Origin of the sequence: Modestobacter sp. VKM Ac-2978 (assembly GCF_026968025.1) — a bacterium.
Classification (GTDB): domain Bacteria; phylum Actinomycetota; class Actinomycetes; order Mycobacteriales; family Geodermatophilaceae; genus Modestobacter.
In genome coordinates this window covers 631522-649480 of record NZ_JAPVBP010000003.1, presented here as the reverse complement: position 1 = coordinate 649480, position 17959 = coordinate 631522, and the positions used below count along the sequence as shown (strand labels likewise).

17 protein-coding genes and 1 pseudogene are annotated in these 17959 nt (G+C 73.9%); 8 read left to right on the top strand and 10 right to left on the bottom strand.

Annotated elements, in window-relative coordinates; genetic code table 11:
- Nucleotides 1-26: 26 nt before the first annotated feature.
- Nucleotides 27-1271 carry an amidohydrolase gene (locus O2W53_RS10870; protein ID WP_269163031.1) on the bottom strand — a complete coding sequence of 415 codons (1245 nt, stop codon included), beginning with the start codon at nt 1269-1271 and terminating at the stop codon, nt 27-29.
- On the bottom strand, nt 1268-2416 hold the full coding sequence (locus O2W53_RS10865; protein ID WP_269163030.1) for a glutamate--cysteine ligase: 1149 nt from the start codon (nt 2414-2416) through the stop codon (nt 1268-1270). The genes O2W53_RS10870 and O2W53_RS10865 overlap by 4 nt, the downstream gene beginning before the upstream one ends.
- 74 nt (nt 2417-2490) lie before the next feature.
- Between O2W53_RS10865 and O2W53_RS10860 the strand changes: the two genes are divergently transcribed.
- The 3 genes from O2W53_RS10860 to O2W53_RS10850 are packed head-to-tail and all read left to right on the top strand — an operon-like array spanning nt 2491 to nt 5785.
- On the top strand, nt 2491-3309 hold the full coding sequence (locus O2W53_RS10860) for a purine-nucleoside phosphorylase (protein WP_269163029.1): 819 nt from the start codon (nt 2491-2493) through the stop codon (nt 3307-3309).
- Nucleotides 3306-4160, top strand: coding sequence for an NAD-dependent epimerase/dehydratase family protein (locus tag O2W53_RS10855; RefSeq protein WP_269163028.1), 855 nt, complete (start codon nt 3306-3308; stop codon nt 4158-4160). Before O2W53_RS10860 ends, O2W53_RS10855 begins: the two co-directional genes overlap by 4 nt.
- Nucleotides 4157-5785 carry a phospho-sugar mutase gene (locus O2W53_RS10850; RefSeq protein WP_269163027.1) on the top strand — a complete coding sequence of 543 codons (1629 nt, stop codon included), beginning with the start codon at nt 4157-4159 and terminating at the stop codon, nt 5783-5785. Before O2W53_RS10855 ends, O2W53_RS10850 begins: the two co-directional genes overlap by 4 nt.
- A gap of 10 nt (nt 5786-5795) precedes the next feature.
- Here the strand turns inward: O2W53_RS10850 and O2W53_RS10845 are convergent, their stop codons facing one another.
- Nucleotides 5796-6242, bottom strand: a complete 447-nt coding sequence (locus O2W53_RS10845) for a DUF805 domain-containing protein (RefSeq protein WP_269163026.1) — start codon at nt 6240-6242, stop codon at nt 5796-5798.
- Between the two features lie 28 nt (nt 6243-6270).
- Complete coding sequence (locus O2W53_RS10840) at nt 6271-6699, bottom strand: DUF805 domain-containing protein (protein WP_269163025.1); 429 nt, start codon at nt 6697-6699, stop codon at nt 6271-6273.
- A 367-nt stretch (nt 6700-7066) separates the two neighbouring features.
- On the opposite strand from O2W53_RS10840, the gene O2W53_RS10835 reads away from it, so the two are divergent.
- Nucleotides 7067-8179 carry an LCP family protein gene (locus tag O2W53_RS10835; protein WP_269163024.1) on the top strand — a complete coding sequence of 371 codons (1113 nt, stop codon included), beginning with the start codon at nt 7067-7069 and terminating at the stop codon, nt 8177-8179.
- 206 nt (nt 8180-8385) lie between these two features.
- Here O2W53_RS10835 and O2W53_RS10830 read toward each other — a convergent pair whose 3' ends face one another.
- From O2W53_RS10830 to O2W53_RS10815, 4 genes are read right to left on the bottom strand one after another with little or no spacing between them, the layout of a single operon-like run.
- Entirely contained in the window at nt 8386-9630 is a 1245-nt protein-coding gene (locus tag O2W53_RS10830) for a hypothetical protein (protein ID WP_269163023.1), read from the bottom strand.
- Complete coding sequence (locus O2W53_RS10825) at nt 9540-10424, bottom strand: Gfo/Idh/MocA family protein (RefSeq protein ID WP_269163022.1); 885 nt, start codon at nt 10422-10424, stop codon at nt 9540-9542. The genes O2W53_RS10830 and O2W53_RS10825 overlap by 91 nt, the downstream gene beginning before the upstream one ends.
- A gap of 2 nt (nt 10425-10426) precedes the next feature.
- Nucleotides 10427-11050, bottom strand: coding sequence for a uracil phosphoribosyltransferase (gene upp / locus O2W53_RS10820; protein WP_269163021.1), 624 nt, complete (start codon nt 11048-11050; stop codon nt 10427-10429).
- Between the two features lie 31 nt (nt 11051-11081).
- Nucleotides 11082-11726 (bottom strand): maleylpyruvate isomerase family mycothiol-dependent enzyme, encoded by a 645-nt coding sequence (locus O2W53_RS10815; RefSeq protein ID WP_269163020.1) that lies wholly within the window; start codon nt 11724-11726, stop codon nt 11082-11084.
- 128 nt (nt 11727-11854) lie between these two features.
- Here O2W53_RS10815 and O2W53_RS10810 point away from each other — a divergent pair, with 128 nt between their 5' ends.
- Nucleotides 11855-12265, top strand: coding sequence for a hypothetical protein (locus tag O2W53_RS10810; protein WP_269163019.1), 411 nt, complete (start codon nt 11855-11857; stop codon nt 12263-12265).
- Here O2W53_RS10810 and O2W53_RS10805 read toward each other — a convergent pair.
- Nucleotides 12252-13115 carry an alpha/beta fold hydrolase gene (locus O2W53_RS10805; RefSeq protein ID WP_269163018.1) on the bottom strand — a complete coding sequence of 288 codons (864 nt, stop codon included), beginning with the start codon at nt 13113-13115 and terminating at the stop codon, nt 12252-12254. The genes O2W53_RS10810 and O2W53_RS10805 overlap by 14 nt on opposite strands.
- A gap of 128 nt (nt 13116-13243) precedes the next feature.
- A pseudogene (locus O2W53_RS10800) lies at nt 13244-14447 on the bottom strand (DUF222 domain-containing protein).
- Nucleotides 14448-14642: 195 nt separating this feature from the next.
- Here O2W53_RS10800 and deoC point away from each other — a divergent pair.
- The 3 genes from deoC to O2W53_RS10785 are packed head-to-tail and all read left to right on the top strand — an operon-like array spanning nt 14643 to nt 17943.
- On the top strand, nt 14643-15638 hold the full coding sequence (gene deoC / locus O2W53_RS10795) for a deoxyribose-phosphate aldolase (RefSeq protein ID WP_269163017.1): 996 nt from the start codon (nt 14643-14645) through the stop codon (nt 15636-15638).
- Nucleotides 15638-17077: an aldehyde dehydrogenase family protein gene (locus O2W53_RS10790; RefSeq protein ID WP_269163016.1), complete on the top strand. Its 1440-nt coding sequence runs from the start codon at nt 15638-15640 to the stop codon at nt 17075-17077. Before deoC ends, O2W53_RS10790 begins: the two co-directional genes overlap by 1 nt.
- Complete coding sequence (locus O2W53_RS10785) at nt 17077-17943, top strand: aldehyde dehydrogenase family protein (protein WP_269163015.1); 867 nt, start codon at nt 17077-17079, stop codon at nt 17941-17943. The genes O2W53_RS10790 and O2W53_RS10785 overlap by 1 nt, the downstream gene beginning before the upstream one ends.
- Nucleotides 17944-17959: the final 16 nt, after the last annotated feature.

The window sequence follows — 17959 nt, the reverse complement described above, 5'->3', positions numbered from 1 at the left end:
GCCTGAGGAAGTGCGTCGGAAGAGGTCTACAGGGCCGGGCCGACGGGTGTACCAGCGGGTACGGCATCGGCCGCCAGCGCGTGCAGCGCCGTGCGGGCCAGCAACCGCACCCCCACCCCGATCGCCCGCTCGTCGACGTCGAAGGTGCCGCGGTGCAGGTCCAACGTCTCGCCGCTGCCGTGCGTGCCCAGCCGGGCGAGCGCGATCGGCAGCACCTCGGCGAACCAGCCGAAGTCCTCCCCGCCCATGCTCTGGGGGGACAGCGCCACACCCTCGCTGCCCACCGTCTCCAGCGCCGCGGAGCGGAGCAGGGCCACGCTGCGCGGGTCGTTGACCACCGGCGGAACTCCGCGCACGTAGTCGATCGACACCCGGGCGCCCGAGGTGGTCGCGACGTCGGTGACCAGCCGGCGCACCAGCTCCTCGGCCTCGCTCCACACCGCGCGGTCGAGCACCCGCAGCGTGCCGCGCAGCTGCCCGGTCTCCGGGATGGTGTTGGCCGCCACCCCCGCGCTGATCGCACCCCACACCAGGGACACGCCGGCCCGCGGGTCGACCAGCCGGGACAGCAGCCCGGGCACCTCGGTGACCACCTGACCCATCGCGTGCACCAGGTCGACGGTCAGCTGCGGCCGGGCGGTGTGCCCACCGGGGCCGGTGAGCGTCACCTCCACCCGGTCACAGGCCGCGGTGATCGCCCCGGTGCGCAGCCCGACCGACCCGGCCGTCAGCGAGGGGTCGCAGTGCAGCGCGAACGCGCGGGTCGCACCGGCCAGCACGCCCTCGTCCAGGACCTCCAGCCCTCCACCGGGCACCTGCTCCTCGGCCGGCTGGAAGACGCATCGGACGGTGCCGGGCAGCTCGTCCAGCGAGGCCAGCGCCAGCGCGACCCCGAGCAGCACGGTGGTGTGCACGTCGTGGCCGCAGGCGTGGCAGAGCCCCTCGCGGGTGGAGGCGTACGGGACGACCTTGAGGTCTGCCAGCGGCAGCGCGTCGATGTCGGCGCGCAGCACGACCACCGGCCCGGCGTCCGGGTCGCCCCCGACGTCGCAGACCAGCCCGGTGCCGGACTTCAGCCGGCGGGGCACCAGGCCCGCCGCGGTGAGCCGCTGCTCCAGGAAGGCCGTCGTCTCGTGCTCGACGAAGCCCAGCTCGGGGTGGGCGTGCAGGTGCCGGCGGACGGCGACCAGCTCGTCCTGGTGTGCCTCCGACCAGGCGTCGACGGTCTGGCCGTGGACCTCCACCGCGCTGATCGTCTCCCCGCCGCTCACGCCGTCCCCGTCGTCGGCAGCCCGTCGCGGAGCTCGGCGAGCAGGCTGTCGACCACCGGCGGGAGCTCGCCGTCGTGCGCGGCGGCCACGGCGCGCTGGCGCTGGTAGGAGGCGCCGGCGTCCAGCACCCGCCGGACGTCGAGCAGCTCGTCCTCGCAGCCGAGCTTGCGGGCGGTCGGCAGCAGCTCCTCGACCACGTCGGCGATCGCCTCGCGCACCGGGCGCACGGTGCCCTGCTCGTCGACGACGATCTCGGCGTCCAAGCCGTAGCGCACCGCCCGCCACTTGTTCTCCCGCACGACCCAGTCCGCCGGCGAGGGCAGGGTGTAGCCACGGTCGAGCTGGGTGTCGAACTGCTCGACCAGGCACTGGGCGAGCGCGGCGACCGCACCGATCTCGTCGAGGGTGGGCAGGCCGTCGCAGATCCGCAGCTCGACGGTGCCGAAGTCGGGGTGCGGGCGGATGTCCCACCACACCTCGCGGACGCTCTCGATGGCGCCGGCGTCGATCAGCGTGCCCATGTACTGCTCGAACTCGCCCCAGTCGGCCAGCTGGTAGGGCAGCCCGGCGGTCGGCATCGCCTCGAAGACCTTGGTGCGGGCCGACGCCAGCCCGGTGTCGCAGCCGGACCAGTAGGGCGAGGACGCCGACAGCGCCAGGAAGTGCGGCACGTACTGGGTCAGCGCGTTCACGATCGGGATGATCTTGTCGGGCGAGCGGACGCCGACGTGCACGTGCACGCCGAAGATCTGCAGCCGCCGGGCCGGCCACTGCATCCGCTCGACGAGCTCCGCGTAGCGCTCCTTCGGCGAGATCTCCTGGCTGTCCCACCGGGTGAAGGGGTGACTGCCGGCGCACATGACACCCAGGCCGCGCCGCTCGGCGGAGGCGACCACCTCGGCCAGGGTGCCGGCCAGGTCGGCCTTCGCCTCGGCGACGGTGGTGCAGACCCCGGTGATGATCTCGATCGTCGACTGCAGCAGCTCGTGCTTGGCCTTGGGGTGCTCGTCGAGGCCCTCGGGGGTGAGCTCGGCGAGGATCTCGGTGGCGCCGGAGGTCAGCTCGCGGGTCTGGGGGTCGATGAGCTGCAGCTCCCACTCCACTCCCAGGCTGGCGCGCTCGGACGAGTGGAAGGGGATCTGCACCCCGCGAGTCTAGAGAGAGCGGCGGCCCCCCGCCGGACGATGAGCGACCCGCCCGCCCTTCCTATGCTCACGGGGTGAGCCAGCCGACCCCCGCGCACCCTGCCGATCCCGCCGCCCTCGCCGCCCAGGCGGCCGAGCAGCTGACCACCATCCTGGGCGAGGGCCACGACGTCGCCGTGGTGATGGGCTCGGGCTGGGCCCCGGCCGCTGACGCCTTCGGCGAGACGCTGGCCAGCGTGGCCATCGGCGACCTGCCCGGGTTCGCCGCCCCGACCGTCACCGGGCACGGCGGGGAGATCCGCTCGGTGCAGGTCGGCGCGCGCAAGGTGCTGCTCTTCCTCGGCCGCACGCACCTCTACGAGGGCCGCGGGGTCGAGCCGGTGGTGCACGGCATCCGCACCGCCGCCGCGGCCGGGGTGCGCACCGTCGTCCTCACCAACGCCGCCGGCGGCCTGCGCCCGGACCACCGGGTCGGGCAGGCGGTGCTGATCAGCGACCACCTGAACATGACCGCCCGTTCCCCGCTGGTGGGTGCCACCTTCGTCGACCTCACCGACCTGTACTCCGCCCGGCTGCGCACGCTGGCCAAGGAGATCGACCCGTCGCTGACCGAGGGCGTCTACGCGGCGCTGCCCGGCCCGCACTTCGAGACCCCGGCCGAGATCCGGATGCTCACCACGCTGGGTGCGGACCTGGTCGGCATGTCCACCGCACTGGAGGCGATCGCCGCCCGGGCGGCCGGGATGGAGGTGTTCGGCCTGTCGATGGTCACCAACGCCGCCGCCGGCATCACCGGCGAGGCGCTGGACCACCTCGAGGTGCTGGAGGCGGGCAAGGCCGCGGCCGGCCGGCTGGGCGCCTTCCTGGTGGAGCTGATCGGGCGGATGCCGTGACCGGGCCGGTCCTGGTCACCGGCGCCGCGGGCGGGCTCGGGACGGCGCTGCGCGGTGGGCTGCCCGAGCGCGGCTGGGCGGTGCGCAGCCTGGACGTGGTGCCGATCGAGGACCCGCGCCCGGGCGAGGAGCACCTGGTGGCCGACGCCGCCGACCTGCCCGCGGTGACCGAGGCGGCGCAGGGCGCGGCCGCCGTGGTGCACCTGGCCGGCATCCTCGGCGAGGCGACCTGGCCGGCGATCGTCCGCTCGCACATCGAGACCACCCGCACCGCGCTGGAGGCCGCCCGGAAGGCCGGCGTCCCCCGCGTGGTGCTGGCCAGCAGCAACCACGCCAGCGGCTTCACCCCCCGGCCGGGGTCCGGACTGCTCACCGAGGCCGACGCTTCCCCGCGCCCGGACACCTACTACGGGGTCGCCAAGGTGACCATGGAGGCGCTCGGCTCCCTGTACGCCGACCGGTACGGCCTGGACGTCGTCTGCCTGCGGATCGGCAGCGCCTTCCCCCGGCCGACCACGGTCCGCCAGCTGGCCACCTGGCTCTCCCCCGGCGACACCGTGCGGCTGGTCGACGCGGCGCTGCGCGCGCCCTCCCCCGGCTTCCGGGTGGTCTGGGGCGTCTCGGCGAACACCCGCGGCTGGTGGGACCTCACCGCCGCCCGCGCGCTGGGCTACGAGCCGGCCGACGACGCCGAGGCCTACGCCGCCGAGCTGATCGCCGCCCAGGGCGAGGCCGACCCGACCGACCCGGTGCACGCCCGGGTCGGCGGGGAGTACACGCTGCCCGGTGTGGACGTCGACGTGGTCGAGGCAGCGCAGGGGCCGGTCCAGCCGAGCGGGGGTCCGCGATGACCGACCTGCTGGCCACCGCCCGCGCCTGGGCCGCCGCCGACCCGCACGCCGGTGACCGCGCCGAGATCGAGGCCCTGGTCGACGCGGGTGACACGACCGAGCTGCAGCGCCGGTTCACCGGCCCGCTGACCTTCGGCACCGCCGGGCTGCGCGGCCCGCTGCGCGCCGGCCCGGCCGGGATGAACGCCGCCGTGGTCAGCCGCGCCGCCGCCGGGCTGGCCCGGTACCTCACCGACTCCGGCCAGGGCGGGCGCGGCGTGGTCATCGGCTACGACGCCCGGCACCGCTCCGACGAGTTCGCGCACGTCTCTGCCGCCGTCCTCGCCGGCGCCGGGTTCGCCGTCTCGGTGCTGCCCCGCCCGCTGCCCACGCCGGTGCTGTCCTACGCCGTCCGGGACCTGGGCGCGGTCGCCGGGGTGATGGTGACCGCCAGCCACAACCCGCCGCAGGACAACGGCTACAAGGTCTACCTCGCCGACGGCGCCCAGCTGGTCCCGCCGGCCGACCGGGAGATCGAGGCCGCGATCGCGGCCACCGGCCCGGCCCGCGACATCCCGCTCGGGGACGAGTGGACCACCCTCGGGGACGACGTCGAGGCCGACTACGTCGCCGCAGTGGTGCGCGCCCTGCAGCCCGACCGGGTGGACGCCGCGGCCCGCCGACGTCTCGTGGTGGCCTACACCGCGATGCACGGCGTGGGGTCGGCGACCACCCAGCGGGTGTTCGAGGCCGCCGGCTTCGCCGCGCTGCACTGCGTCGCGGAGCAGGACCGACCCGACCCGGCGTTCCCGACGGTCGCCTTCCCCAACCCGGAGGAGCCGGGCGCGGTCGACCTGCTGACCACCCTGGCCGACCGCACCGGTGCCGACGTCGCGATCGCCGAGGACCCGGACGCCGACCGCTGCTCGGTGGTGGTCGGTGGGCGTCAGCTGACCGGCGACGAGGTGGGCGTGCTGCTTGGCGACTGGCTGCTCCGCCGCGGGGTGCGCGGCACCTATGCGAACTCCCTGGTCAGCGGGTCGTTGCTGGGCGCGATCGCCGGCGCGCACGGGGCGCCGTTCGAGCAGACGCCGACCGGCTTCAAGTGGATCATCCGGGCCGGGTCGGCAGCGGCACCGCTGGTGTTCGGCTACGAGGAGGCGCTGGGCTACGCGGTGTCACCCTCGGTCGCGCACGACAAGGACGGCGTCTCCGCCGCCCTGGCGGTGGCGCTGCTGGCCGCTGAGCTCGCCGTCGACGGCCGCACGCTGACCGACCGGCTCGACGAGCTGGCGGTCGAGCACGGCCTGTTCGTCACCGGCCAGTACTCGGTGCGGGTCGAGGACCTGACGCTGATCTCCGGCGCGATGACCCGGCTGCGCGCCGAGCCGCCGGCCCAGCTGCTCGGCCGGCCGGTCGAGGTGGTCGACCTGCAGCACGCCGATCCCCCGCTGGACGCGGTCCGGCTGACCGGCGAGGGCGTGCGGGTGATCGTGCGGCCCAGCGGCACCGAGCCGAAGCTCAAGGCCTACCTGGAGACCGTCGTCCCGGTGCCCGACGCCGCCGGACTGCCGGCGGCCCGCGACCAGGGCGTGGACGAGCTGGACCGGCTGCGCACGGAGATGGCCACCGCGCTCGGGCTGTGACCGGTCGGCGTCAGCCCCAGTAGGGCGGCCGTTCCGGCTCGGCTGCCGGCTCGGACCGAGGCTGCGGCTGCTGGCCGACGGCCGGAGCCGCGGACGGCGGCGGGCCGTACCGGTTGGGGCCGCCGTCGCCGCCGAGGAAGCCGGTGATCACCAGCAGCGCCACCTGGCCGAACAGCGGCACCAGCCCGATCAGCAGCCACCACGCGGACATGCCGCGGTCGTGCAGCCGGGTGGCGCCACTGGAGATCGACGCAGGCGCAACGAGGAGCCCGATCGTCGTCACGATCGGCCCGTAGCCGGTCTCGCCCATGGCGATGCTCTCCAGCGAGCTGTTGCCGAGGGCCACGTCGGCCATCAGGGCCAGCACGCTGAGCACCCCGATGGGCAGGGCGTACTGCAGCCACCAGGTGCTCCTGTCGATGCGCCCGCGGCGCACGTACCACTGCCAGAAGTCCACGGGTCCAGTCTGCCTCGCCGAACGCGGGTCAGCGAGGAGGTGGCCCGTACCGGTTCGGCTGCGGCTGCGTCCCGAGGAAGCCGCAGGTGATGAACAGCACCAGCCACCCGAACACCGGGACGATCGCCCAGAGCAGCCACCAGGCCGAGTGGTCGCGGTCGTGCAGCCGGGTCACGGTGGCCGCGACGTTCGGCACGGCGAGCACGAGGGCGACGAGCGCGGTCACCGGCCCGCCCTCGGCGGGGAAGAACCAGAGGACGTCGGCCACGTCGACGACGCCCTCCCGGTCCTCGAACCTGGGCCAGCTGTCCGGGAACCACTGCGCGTCCACCACCGAGGCCATCAGCCCGAACAGGCCGATGAGCAGCACGTACCGCAGCCACCAGTCGCTGCGCCGGATCCGCCCGGTGGGCACGTACCAGCCGACCAGCCCTCTGCGGTCGACGTCTCCGCTCAACACTCGACGTGTCCGGGGCCGCCGGCCACCTGCTCCGGGTGCGGGCGGGCGATCAGTGGCCGGCAGGAGATCGGTTGCACGGCGGCCACCGTATCGACCCGTCAGCCGGTCGACACGCACCACAGGCATGTCGCCGCTCCGAGCGCGCCCGGGGCGCACAGGAGGGTTCCGTAGGCTCCCGTCTTCGGCCTCTCGGGGCCAGGACCAGGACCGGAGGCGGCGAGGAGACACGGTGGGTGGGCGATGGACCGGTGCGCGGAGGCGGACACTGTCCGGTCGGCGCAACGGCCGGACGGCCCGACGAGGGGGCGTTCGGCCGACGTCCCGGCTGCTGCTCGCCTGTCGCTGCCTGGCTGCCGCGCTGTCCGTGCTGGTGCTCGTCACCTCGGGCTGGGGATGGCATCTCGGCCGGCTGGCCGACGACAGCTTCAACCGCACCGATGCCCTGCCGAGCAGCGGCAACGACGGTGCCCCGGGGGTCGACGCCCCCGGCGAGGCGATGAACCTGCTGCTGGTCGGGAACGACAGCCGGGCGGGGGCGGACGACGAGCAGCTCGCGCAGGACCTCAACACCGGCGCCAACGACGGCATGAACACCGACACGATGATGGTGGTGCACGTGCCGGCCGACGGCTCGCACGCGTCGTTCGTCTCCCTGCCGCGGGACAGCTACGTGGAGATCCCCGGCCACGGCTGGGACAAGCTCAACGCGGCGTACGCCTACGGCTACCTCTTCGACGCCCCGGACGGCGCCACCGACTCCGAGCGCGAGGCCCACGGCGCACAGCTGCTCATCCGGACCATCAGCGCCCTCAGCGGGGTGCGCATCGACCACTACGCGGCCGTGGACCTGCTGGGCTTCTTCGACCTCTCCACGCTCGTCGGCGGTGTGGAGGTCGACCTCTGCGAGCCGGCGCAGGACGACTGGTCCGGGATCGACCTGCCGGCCGGCCCGCAGCTGATCGAGGGGGCGCAGGCGCTGGCGTTCGTCCGTCAGCGGTACGGCCTGCCCCGGGGCGACTTCGACCGGATCATCCGTCAGCAGACGTTCATCGCCGCGATGATCCGCACGGTGCTGTCCGAGGACACCCTGCTCGACCTCGGGCGTCAGCGGGACCTGGTGCAGGCGGCGGCCCGTTCGCTCACCGTCGACCAGGACCTGGACCTGTTCGCCCTCTCCACCCAGCTGCAGTCCGTCGACCCCGCGGCCGTGGACTTCCAGACCGTGCCCTACGTGGGCGACGACGAGGACGAGCAGGGGCGGTACATCCTGCGGCTGCAGGACCAGGACACCCTCCACCGCTTCTTCGGCCAGCTGGGCGAGGACACCGCCGACGTCCCGCCGCCCGCAGCCGAGCAGGGGGCCGACGCAGGTGCGCCAGAGCTCCCGGCCGAGCCGACGTCCCCTGCAGCGGGACAGCAGGCTCCGGTGGACGGCGAGGACCCGCGGACCGCCGACGACACCTCGTGCATCCGATGAGCCGCCCGGCACTCGTCGGCGCGGTTGCCCCGACCCCGCCGCCACGATGGCACTCACCGCCCACCTGCGGGAGCTGCGCCGCCGGCTCACGGTCTGCCTGATCGTCGTCGGGGCCACCTCCGCCGTCGCCTTCTGGTGGTACGACCACGCCCGGCATGGACGGCGACCGGTGATCGACACCCTGCTGTCCGGCCGAGGGGGCGCGGTCAGGACGCCCGTCCCCCGACCGCCACCGCCGCTCCCGCGTCCGGTCCTCCCGGTTCCGTCCGGTCCAGCCCGAGGGTGCGCCGGTGGTGGCGCACCGCGGCGAGCAACAGGAGGTGCACCAGCACGAGGCCCGCAGCGGCGAACTGCTCGGACCAGAAGAACAGCACGTCCACGGTGAGCAGGGCGGCCAGGAGCGCGGCGTTGGCGACGCCGGTGCCGCGGCGGTCCCGCCCGCGTGCCAGGAGCACGGCCGCGATCAGCAGGACGACGCCGAGGACCGCGTCCAGGACGATCCGGCAGGCGAACAGCACCACGCCGAGGTCGTCGAGGACGTCGACGACCACGTACTCGTCGACCGCGGCGGCCAGGTCGGTGGCCGTCCCTCCTGCCAGGTCCGTCGCGACCAACCCGACCAGCGCCAGGTCGGCGACGGTGGCGACGCCGAGCACCCCGACCGAGACGGCCAGCAGGACCCGCACCCGTCGTGGTGTCGACCAGTCGGCGAGCGCGTCGGCAGCGCGGCGCATCACGCGGTGCACGGGCCCGACGGGCTCCACCGCCGCGTCGAAGGCACCCTCCCGGGTCAGGGCGAGCAGCTCACCGGCCAGCCGGTGGACCTGCGGCTCGCTGGACCCGACGGCGACCTCCAGCCGGTGTTCGAGCCGGCGCCGGTCGTGCCTGGACAGGTCGTGGTCGACCACCCCGCCCAACAGCTCCACCGCCGCGTGCAGCTGGGCGGCGGGCGCCTGGTCGCGCCGCCGGCGCAGCCGCAGGAAGAGCAGGAGGGAGGCGACGAAGAGCAGGTAGGCGATCGGCGCCGCGGCGGCGAAGAAGTAGTCGTTGTCGACGGTGATGAACTTGCCGATCTCGTCGAAGAACAGCCCCGCACCCACGCCGGCGAGCAGCGCAGCCCAGGGCAGCACCGACCGGTTGACCATGGTGAGGGCCAGGCCTGCGCCGATGGTCAGCAGCAGGCCACCCCAGACGGCATGGGCGATGTGCAGGGTGTCGCCGCCCACGGTGGGGTAGCCGGTCAGCGCGAGGTAGGCGCGGGTGACGACGATCGACCCGGCGAACCCGACCAGCAGGAGGAAGGCGTGCCTGTCGGCATCGACCCGGCGTGCCAGGTGCCGCCCGGGCCGCTCCCGCTCGCTCAGCGGACGGTCTCCCGGCAGCCGGTCGCCAACGACCGTTGCGCGGCCTCCAGCACCCGGACGACGTCCCGCCCGAAGGTGACGTCGCACGGGTGCGCCCCGCCGGTCAGCGCAGCGGCCTGCAGCTCGTCGACGGCGACCGCGTGGGCCTCGACCGCGGTACCGGACTCGGGCAGCAGCACCAGCCGGCCGGCGTCCCCGTGCACCCAGGTGTCGATGCCGGTGGCCAGCTCGGCCACGGTCGCCGAGACGGTCACCGTGCTCGCGCGGCCCTCGGGGTGGGTGAGCACCAGGTGGACGGTGTCGCCCTGCCCGGCGCCGGCGTGCACCGCGCTGACCGGCCCGAGCGCCGGGACCAGGAGGGAGAGCGCGTGCGGTCCGACGTCCCACAGCGCGCCGTGCTCCAGCCGCCACGGCGTCTCGAACGGCGAACCCGCCAGCCGGCCCAGCCAGGTGACCGCACCGCCGGCCAGGGTGATGCGCGATGCCTGCTCGAGCCAGGTGGACGTCGCCGTCCGGAAGCGGCTGGTGAAGAAGACGACCGAGGCGACCCCGGCGTCCTCGACCGCGGCGACCACCCGGTCGGCCGCAGCGACCGACAGCGCCACCGGCTTCTCCAGCAGCAGGTGCTTGCCCGCGGCCGCCGCGCGCTCGGCGAGCGGCGCCTGCACGTCCGGCGGCAGCGCGAAGCTCACCGCGTCGACGTCGGCGAGCAGGGCGTCGAGGTCGTCGGTGCCGGGGACGTCGAACTGAGCCCCGGCCGCCTTCGCCTTGGCCAGGTCCCGGCCCCACACGCCGACCAGCTCGGCGCCCGGGTGCCCGGCCAGCGAGGTGGCGTGCACCTCGGTCGCCCAGAAGCCGGTGCCGAGCACGCCGAACCGCATGCTCAGACCGCGCCGAACTGGCGGTCCCCGGCATCACCCAGGCCGGGGACGATGTAGGCGTTCTCGTTGAGCCGCTCGTCGACGCTGGCCGTGAAGACGCGCAGCGGCAGGCCGCTGGCCTCCAGCCGCTCCAGCCCCTCGGGCGCGGCCAGCGCGCAGAGCACGGTGATGTCGGTGCAGCCGCGGTCGGTGAGCAGCGAGCAGCAGTGCACCAGCGAGCCGCCGGTGGCCAGCATCGGGTCGAGCACGAAGACCTGGCGGCCGACGAGCGACTCGGGCAGCGAGGCCATGTAGGCCTCCGGCTGGAAGGTCACCTCGTTGCGGGCCAGCCCGACGAAGCCCATCTGCGACTCCGGCAGCATCCCGTGCGCGGTGTCGGCCATGCCGAGGCCCGCGCGCAGCACCGGCACGATCAGCGGCGGTGCGGCCAGCCGGTAGCCGGTGGTGTCGGTGACCGGGGTGGTGATCGGCTCCTCGGCGACGGCGAGGTCGCGGCTGGCCTCGTAGACCAGGATCTGGGTGAGCTCCCGCAGCGCGGCCCGGAAGGCGGCGTTGTCGGTGCGCTCGTCGCGCATCCGCGACAGTCGGGCGCGGGCGATCGGGTGGTCGACGACGGTCAGCTGCACGGCGCACACCGTATCGGCCTGCGGCTGCAGGTCAGGAGCGGAGCCGGGCGGCGGCCTCCCCGACCCCCAGCCCGGTGACCCCGGACGCCGAGACCGACCGCCCGGTGGCCAGCAGCAGGAGGTCCCCGGCGCGGCCGCACACCTCGGGTCCGTCGCCTTCCACCCAGTCGGTGTCGGTGGCCACGAAGCGGAGCCCGCTCATCCGCCGGGCCGGGCGGCCGTAGAAGGCGTTGGACCAGACGTGGTGCAGCGCCGGGACGGCGAGGGCGGGCGGTGTCGGCAGCCGGCGACCGAGTGGGCGGGCGATGTCCTGGCTGTGCACGAGGACGTCGACCAGCGGGTCCCAGGGGCTGGACAGGCCGACCCGACGGTCGAGCGCCGCGGTCTCCCGCAACTGGGCGAGGAGCGTGGCCGGCGGGTACACCGCGGCACGTTCCCGAGCGGCGCGGGCCTCGGCCCAGTCGAAGTCGCCGCGGGCCCGCAGGATGCGCAGCACCATGCCGGCGGTGGACTGCCGGGTGGAGAGGGTCAGGTGGGCCAGCACGTCGTGCACCGTCCAACCGGGGCAGAGCGAGGGCGCCGTCCACTCCTCGCGGTGCAGGGTGTCGAGCAGGTCGGCGAGAGCACGCCGCTGAGCAGCGACCTCGGGGAGCATGGCGACGCGGGGTTCGGGCACGGGTTCCTCGCACGGGACGGTGGACGGCGGTCGGGGCGAGGACTCCCGTGCCACCAGGAACTCATCGCACCCCGACGTCGCGCTCATCGAGTCCGACTCGGTCCCGCCGAGCGGGCAGGCTGAGGGGCATGGCTCGCGCACCACGCACTCCCACCGGCGGCGCACTGGCGGCACTCGGCCTGGTCGCCTTGTCCGCCTGGGTCGTCTTCATCGTGATCGAGCTCGCCACCGTGCCCGAGCCCGGCGCCCCGACGGTGGACGCACTGGCCACCCAGACCGCGTCGTCCCTCACTCAGGGGAACGCCGAGGCGCTGCAGGCTCTCCTGGTGGACGACGCCCCCGCTGACTACGCCGAGCAGCTCCTCGCCGGGCTCCCCGCCACGGAAGGCGATCTGGAGGCCGTGGTCCGGGACTCCGGCCGAGGCGACGTGATCGTGGTGCGCGCACCGGCAGGCGGCGACAGCTGTCTCGCGTGGCAGGTGGTCCCGGAGGACGACCGCTACCTCCTCGGCGTCGTCCCACCCGTCAACGGCTGCTGACCGAGGTGTGGACCAGCACGGCGGCGGCCAAGGGCCCCACCACCGCGGATGGCAGCGCGTGCCCCATCCCCGGCACGGTCACGACGGTGGCGCCGGAGATGGCCTCAGCAAGGCGAAGCGCCGCCGGCGGTGGGTTGATCGGGTCGTTCGGCGCCACGACGACCAACGTCGGGACCGTCACCTGGGCGAGTTCCGCACCGCGGGCCAGCCCAGCCTGGTCGGCTCGTGCGTGCGCCGCCGTGTTGTCGTGCCGCCCGGCGTGGTCGATGACCTGTTCCTCCATGAGGCGGAACTCCTCGGCGTCGAAGGGGACGTCTGCACCGTTCAGCAGCCGCCAGTGCTCCACCCGCCAGGCGACCTCGGCGTCCCGGTCGCGTGGGTCCGCGAGGTGCTGCCACAGCTCCAGCAGCCGAGGGTCGGTGTCGGTGGAGGCTGCGGGCGCGGCACCGTCCGGGCCTGCGCCCTCCAACGCCGCCGTCGCGAAGAGGGTGGCCGAGAGCAGGCGGTCCGGGTGGTCGAGCAGCAGCAGTTGGACGAGCGTGCCGCCCATCGACATCCCGACCACGTGGGCACGTGCGATGCCGAGCGCGTCCAGGACGGCGACCGCATCGTCCGCGAGGTCTCGGACCGCGTACGGCTGGACGTCGAAGGCCCAGGTCGACCGTCCCGTGTCGCGGAGGTCGTAGCGGATGACGCGGTGCCGCTCACCGAGTGCGCGCACGAGGTCGTCCGGCCACGTGCGGCCCGAGGCGTTGGCGCCCATGATCAGCAGCAGCGGCGACCCGTCCGCGCGGCCCGCCTCCTCGACCCAGAGCCGGACATCAGGTGCGACCTCGACGATCGTCTCCACCGCGGCATCCGACCACGGCGCAGAGCCCCACCGCGACGGATTTGCCGACCGAGCCGACTGCGCACCGCAGCAGGCACAGCGCACACGTCGCCGACCGCCCAGGAGTCATGGGGAGCCCAACCAGGCCGTCAAGTCAGCAGCGGACCGATGAGGATCTCGGTGCCGTCGGGGCGATAGGTGCGCCATCGCCCGTCCGGTGGGCGTTCCACCCGGAAGCCGTGATGGACCTTGGTGTGATGGCGTTCGCACAACAACGCTGAGTTCTGCAGCGAGGTCTCGCCGCCGTGCAGCCAGTGGATCAGGTGGTGGACGTCGCACCACCAGGACGGGGCGCCGCAGCCGGCGAACACGCAGGACTTGTCCCGCCGCTCGACCGCCTTGCGCAGGCCCGGGGTGACCACCCGGTGATCCCGACCGAGGTCCAGAGGGACGCCGTCGGGGCCCATCACGATCCGGGAGATGCTGCCGTCACAGGCCAGGTAGCGAGCCCGCGCCGCCGAGATCGTCGCCCCGAACCCGGTGCTCGCCGCCCCGACACCCGTGGCCGGGTCGACCAGGTCGTCGAGGTCGATGCCCACCACCACGTGCGGCTTCACCGTCCGCAGGATCGGCAGGTTGCCGCTGGCCAGCTGGTTGTCACACAGCTGCACGAGCGCGTCGGCGTTCTGCTGGGCTCGGGTCCGGTCGTCGCCCCGGGGTCGGTCGGCCTGCACGATCGACTCGATCGCCGCCTGCACCTTCTCCCCGCCGACCGCGTCCAGGTCGAACCGGCCGGTGATGCTGCCGTCGGCGTGCTTGGCGATCGTCAACCGGCGACCCTCCGTCGGGTCCGGCTCCGGGCCGTCCGGGTCCAGCGCGTCCTCGAAGGCCTGCACCGCCGCCACCAGCGACTGGTGCGGCGACTCGGCCGCCACCTGCGCCCACGCCCGGTCGAACGCGCCCAGGTCGATGCCCTGCTCGGCGGCCCGGGCCCGCTCCCGCTCCCCCACCGCCGCGGCGACCACGTCCATCTGCGCCGCCGTCACCGACCCCTCAGCGAACCCGGCGGCCAGCGCCGGGAAGTGCTCCAACGCCCGACCCGACCGCAGGATCCGCGACGCCTCGGCCGGGGCCAGCCGCACGTGCCCGATCAACCACGACCGAATGCTCTTCAACCCGTCGCGCTCCGCGGCCTGCGTGGTCTCCGCGCGCCGGACCGTGCGGGTCAACTCCGCCGAGGCGCGATTGACCAGCTGCGCCAGCATCGCCGTCCGGGTCCAGCACCTGACCGTCCGTGAGCGCGTGGAGATCGTCGGCCGCGAGGGCGTCCAGAGCTGACATCAACTCGCTCACGACACCTCCCGACGCATTCGAACGTGTGTACGAATACTATCGCCGGAGCGAGGACCGGGCAACCCGAATCCGCAGGTCAAACGCCTGTCCACAGATGCGAGAAGCCACTTGACACACAACCCGGCAGAGCCGCGAGAAGGGCGATGGGCGCCGCACCGTGTCCGATCCATCCGAGCCGCAGTGGAGAATGCGCGCATGACCCACGTGCTGGACCCGAACGCGCTGGCCGACACCAGCGGCGGAGCGGGCACCCCGCCCGACCCGTTCGCCGACGTCACCCGCTCGAACGGCGCCTTCCGCGCGTTCCTGCACGGCCTCCCCGGCGTCGACCAGGTCGGCGCCGAGGCGCGGGCGAAGGTGCTGGGCACGCGGTCGATCAAGACGACCGCCAAGGCGTGGGCGATCGACACGGCGATCTCGATGGTCGACCTGACCACGCTGGAGGGCGCGGACACCCCGGGGAAGGTCCGCAGCCTGGCCGCCAAGGCCCGCCGTCCCGACCCGACGGACCCGGCCTGCCCGGCCGTCGCCGCGGTCTGCGTCTACGGCGACCTGGCCGGCGTGGCCAAGGAGGCCCTGGCCGGCACCGGCATCAACGTCGCCGCGGTCGCCACCGCCTTCCCCAGCGGCCGGGCCAGCCGGGAGGTCAAGCTCGCCGACGTCCGAGACGCCGTGGCCAACGGCGCCGACGAGATCGACATGGTCATCGACCGCGGCGCGTTCCTGACCGGCCGCTACCTCGACGTCTTCGAGGAGATCGTCGCGGTCAAGGAGGCCTGCGGGTCCGCGCACCTCAAGGTGATCCTGGAGACCGGCGAGCTGGTCACCCTGGACGCCGTCCGCCGCGCCTCCTGGCTGGCGATGCTGGCCGGCGGCGACTTCATCAAGACCTCCACCGGGAAGGTCTCCCCCGCCGCGACCCTGCCGGTCTGCCTGGTGATGCTGGAGGCCGTGCGCGACTTCCGCGCCGCCACCGGCCGCCAGGTCGGCGTCAAGCCCGCCGGCGGCATCCGGACGACGAAGGACGCCGTCAAGCACCTGGTCCTCATCAACGAGACCGTGGGCGCGGACTGGCTGTCCCCCGACTGGTTCCGTTTCGGCGCCTCCAGCCTGCTCAACGACCTGCTCCTGCAGCGCCAGAAGCTCCGCACCGGCCACTACTCCGGCCCCGACCACGTGAGCGTCGACTGATGAGCATCTTCGAGTACGCCCCCGCGCCCGAGTCGCGGTCGATCGTCGACATCCGGCCCAGCTACGGGCTGTTCGTCGACGGCGAGTTCGCCGACGGCACCGGCACGCCCTTCACGACGGTCAACCCGGCCACCGAGGAGGTGCTGAGCGAGGTCGCCACCGGCAGCGACGCCGACGTCGACCGCGCCGTGCGCGCCGCCCGCCGCGCCTTCACCCGGGTGTGGGGCCCGATGCGCCCGGCCGACCGCGGCAAGTACCTGTTCCGCATCGCCCGGCTGCTGCAGGAGCGGGCCCGGGAGTTCGCCGTCCTGGAGACGCTGGACAACGGCAAGCCGATCCGGGAGAGCCGGGACGTCGACGTCCCGCTGGCCGCGGCGCACTTCTTCTACCACGCAGGCTGGGCCGACAAGCTCGAGCACGCGGGCCTCGGGCCGGCCCCGCGGCCGCTCGGCGTGGCCGGGCAGGTCATCCCGTGGAACTTCCCGCTGCTGATGCTGGCGTGGAAGGTCGCCCCGGCGCTGGCCACCGGGAACACCGTCGTCCTCAAGCCGGCCGAGACCACCCCGCTGACCGCACTGCTGTTCGCCGAGATCTGCCAGCAGGCCGACCTGCCCCCGGGCGTGGTCAACATCGTGACCGGCGCCGGGGAGACCGGCCGTGCGGTGATCAGCCACCCGGACGTCGACAAGGTCGCCTTCACCGGCTCGACCGAGGTGGGCCGCGCCATCGCCCGCTCGGTCGCCGGCACCGAGAAGCGGCTGACCCTGGAGCTCGGCGGCAAGGCGGCGAACATCGTCTTCGACGACGCCCCGATCGACCAGGCCGTCGAGGGCATCGTCCGCGGCATCTTCTTCAACCAGGGCCACGTGTGCTGCGCCGGCTCCCGACTGCTGGTGCAGGAGTCGGTGCACGACGAGGTGGTCGCTTCGCTGCAGCGGCGGATCGGCACGCTGCGGGTCGGTGACCCGATGGACAAGAACACCGACCTGGGCGCGATCAACTCGGCCGAGCAGCTGGCCCGCATCCGTGAGCTGACCGCCTTCGGCGAGACCGAGGGCGCGACCTGCTGGCAGCCCGAGGGCGACCTGCCCGACCGCGGCTTCTGGTTCAAGCCGACTGTCTTCACCGACGTGTCCCCCGCCCACCGGATCGCCCGCGACGAGGTGTTCGGCCCGGTCCTCTCGGTGATGACCTTCCGCACCCCCGACGAGGCGGTCGCGAAGGCCAACAACAGCACCTACGGGCTCTCGGCCGGCGTCTGGTCGGAGAAGGGCTCCCGGATCCTGAAGATCACCGACCAGCTGCGCGCCGGCGTCGTGTGGGCCAACACGTTCAACGAACTCGACCCCACCTCGCCGTTCGGCGGCTACAAGCAGTCCGGCTACGGCCGCGAGGGCGGCCGGCAGGGGCTCGCCGCCTACCTGAGGAGCGACTCCTGATGAGCGACCGGCTCACCGTGCGCAAGACGTACAAGCTCTACCTGGGCGGGGCCTTCCCCCGGTCGGAGTCCGGCCGCACCTACGAGGTGCACGACACGAAGGGGCACTTCCTGGCCAACGCCGCCTGGGCCTCCCGCAAGGACGGCCGGGACGCCGTGGTCGCCGCCCGCGGCGCGTTCGCGAAGTGGTCGGGAGCCACCGCCTACAACCGCGGCCAGGTGCTCTACCGGGTCGCCGAGGTGATGGAGGGGCGCGCCGCCCAGTTCACCGAGGAGGTCGCCGCCGGCGAGGGGCTCTCCACCGCGAAGGCCCGTGCCGCGGTGGACGCCGCGATCGACCGCTGGGTCTGGTACGCCGGGTGGACCGACAAGCTCGCCGCCGTGCTGGGCAGCACCAACCCGGTCGCCGGGCCGTACTTCGGCTTCTCGGTGCCCGAGCCGACCGGCGTCGTCGCGGTGCTCGCGCCGCAGCGCAGCTCGCTGCTCGGGCTGGTCAGCGTGCTCGCCCCGGTGCTGGCCGCGGGAAACACCGCCGTGGTGGTCAGCTCCAAGGAGCGCCCGCTGCCGGCGATCACCCTCGGCGAGGTGCTGGCCACCTCCGACGTCCCCGGCGGCGTGGTCAACCTGCTCACCGGTGACGCCGCGGAAATCGGACCGTGGCTGGCCGAGCACGCCAACGTCGACGCGATCGACCTGGCCGGCGCCCCCGCGCCGCTGGCGATGGAGCTGGAACGCTCCGCCGCCGGGACGATCAAGCGTGTGCTGCGAGCCCCGGCCGAGGAACCCGACTGGTCGGCCGACCCGGGGCTCTCCCGGCTGCGACCCTTCCTGGAGACGAAGAGCGTCTGGCACCCGATCGGCGTGTAGCGGGGCCGGGCAGCAG

Bases quoted from the DNA above. Each gene is read 5' to 3' on its own strand.
- O2W53_RS10850 (WP_269163027.1), top strand. From the start codon at position 4,157: ATGACCGACCTGCTGGCCACCGCCCGCGCCTGGGCCGCCGCCGACCCG.
- O2W53_RS10825 (WP_269163022.1), bottom strand. From the start codon at position 10,424: ATGCGGTTCGGCGTGCTCGGCACCGGCTTCTGGGCGACCGAGGTGCAC.
- O2W53_RS10810 (WP_269163019.1), top strand. From the start codon at position 11,855: ATGGCTCGCGCACCACGCACTCCCACCGGCGGCGCACTGGCGGCACTC.
- deoC (WP_269163017.1), top strand. From the start codon at position 14,643: ATGACCCACGTGCTGGACCCGAACGCGCTGGCCGACACCAGCGGCGGA.
- O2W53_RS10790 (WP_269163016.1), top strand. From the start codon at position 15,638: ATGAGCATCTTCGAGTACGCCCCCGCGCCCGAGTCGCGGTCGATCGTC.
- O2W53_RS10785 (WP_269163015.1), top strand. From the start codon at position 17,077: ATGAGCGACCGGCTCACCGTGCGCAAGACGTACAAGCTCTACCTGGGC.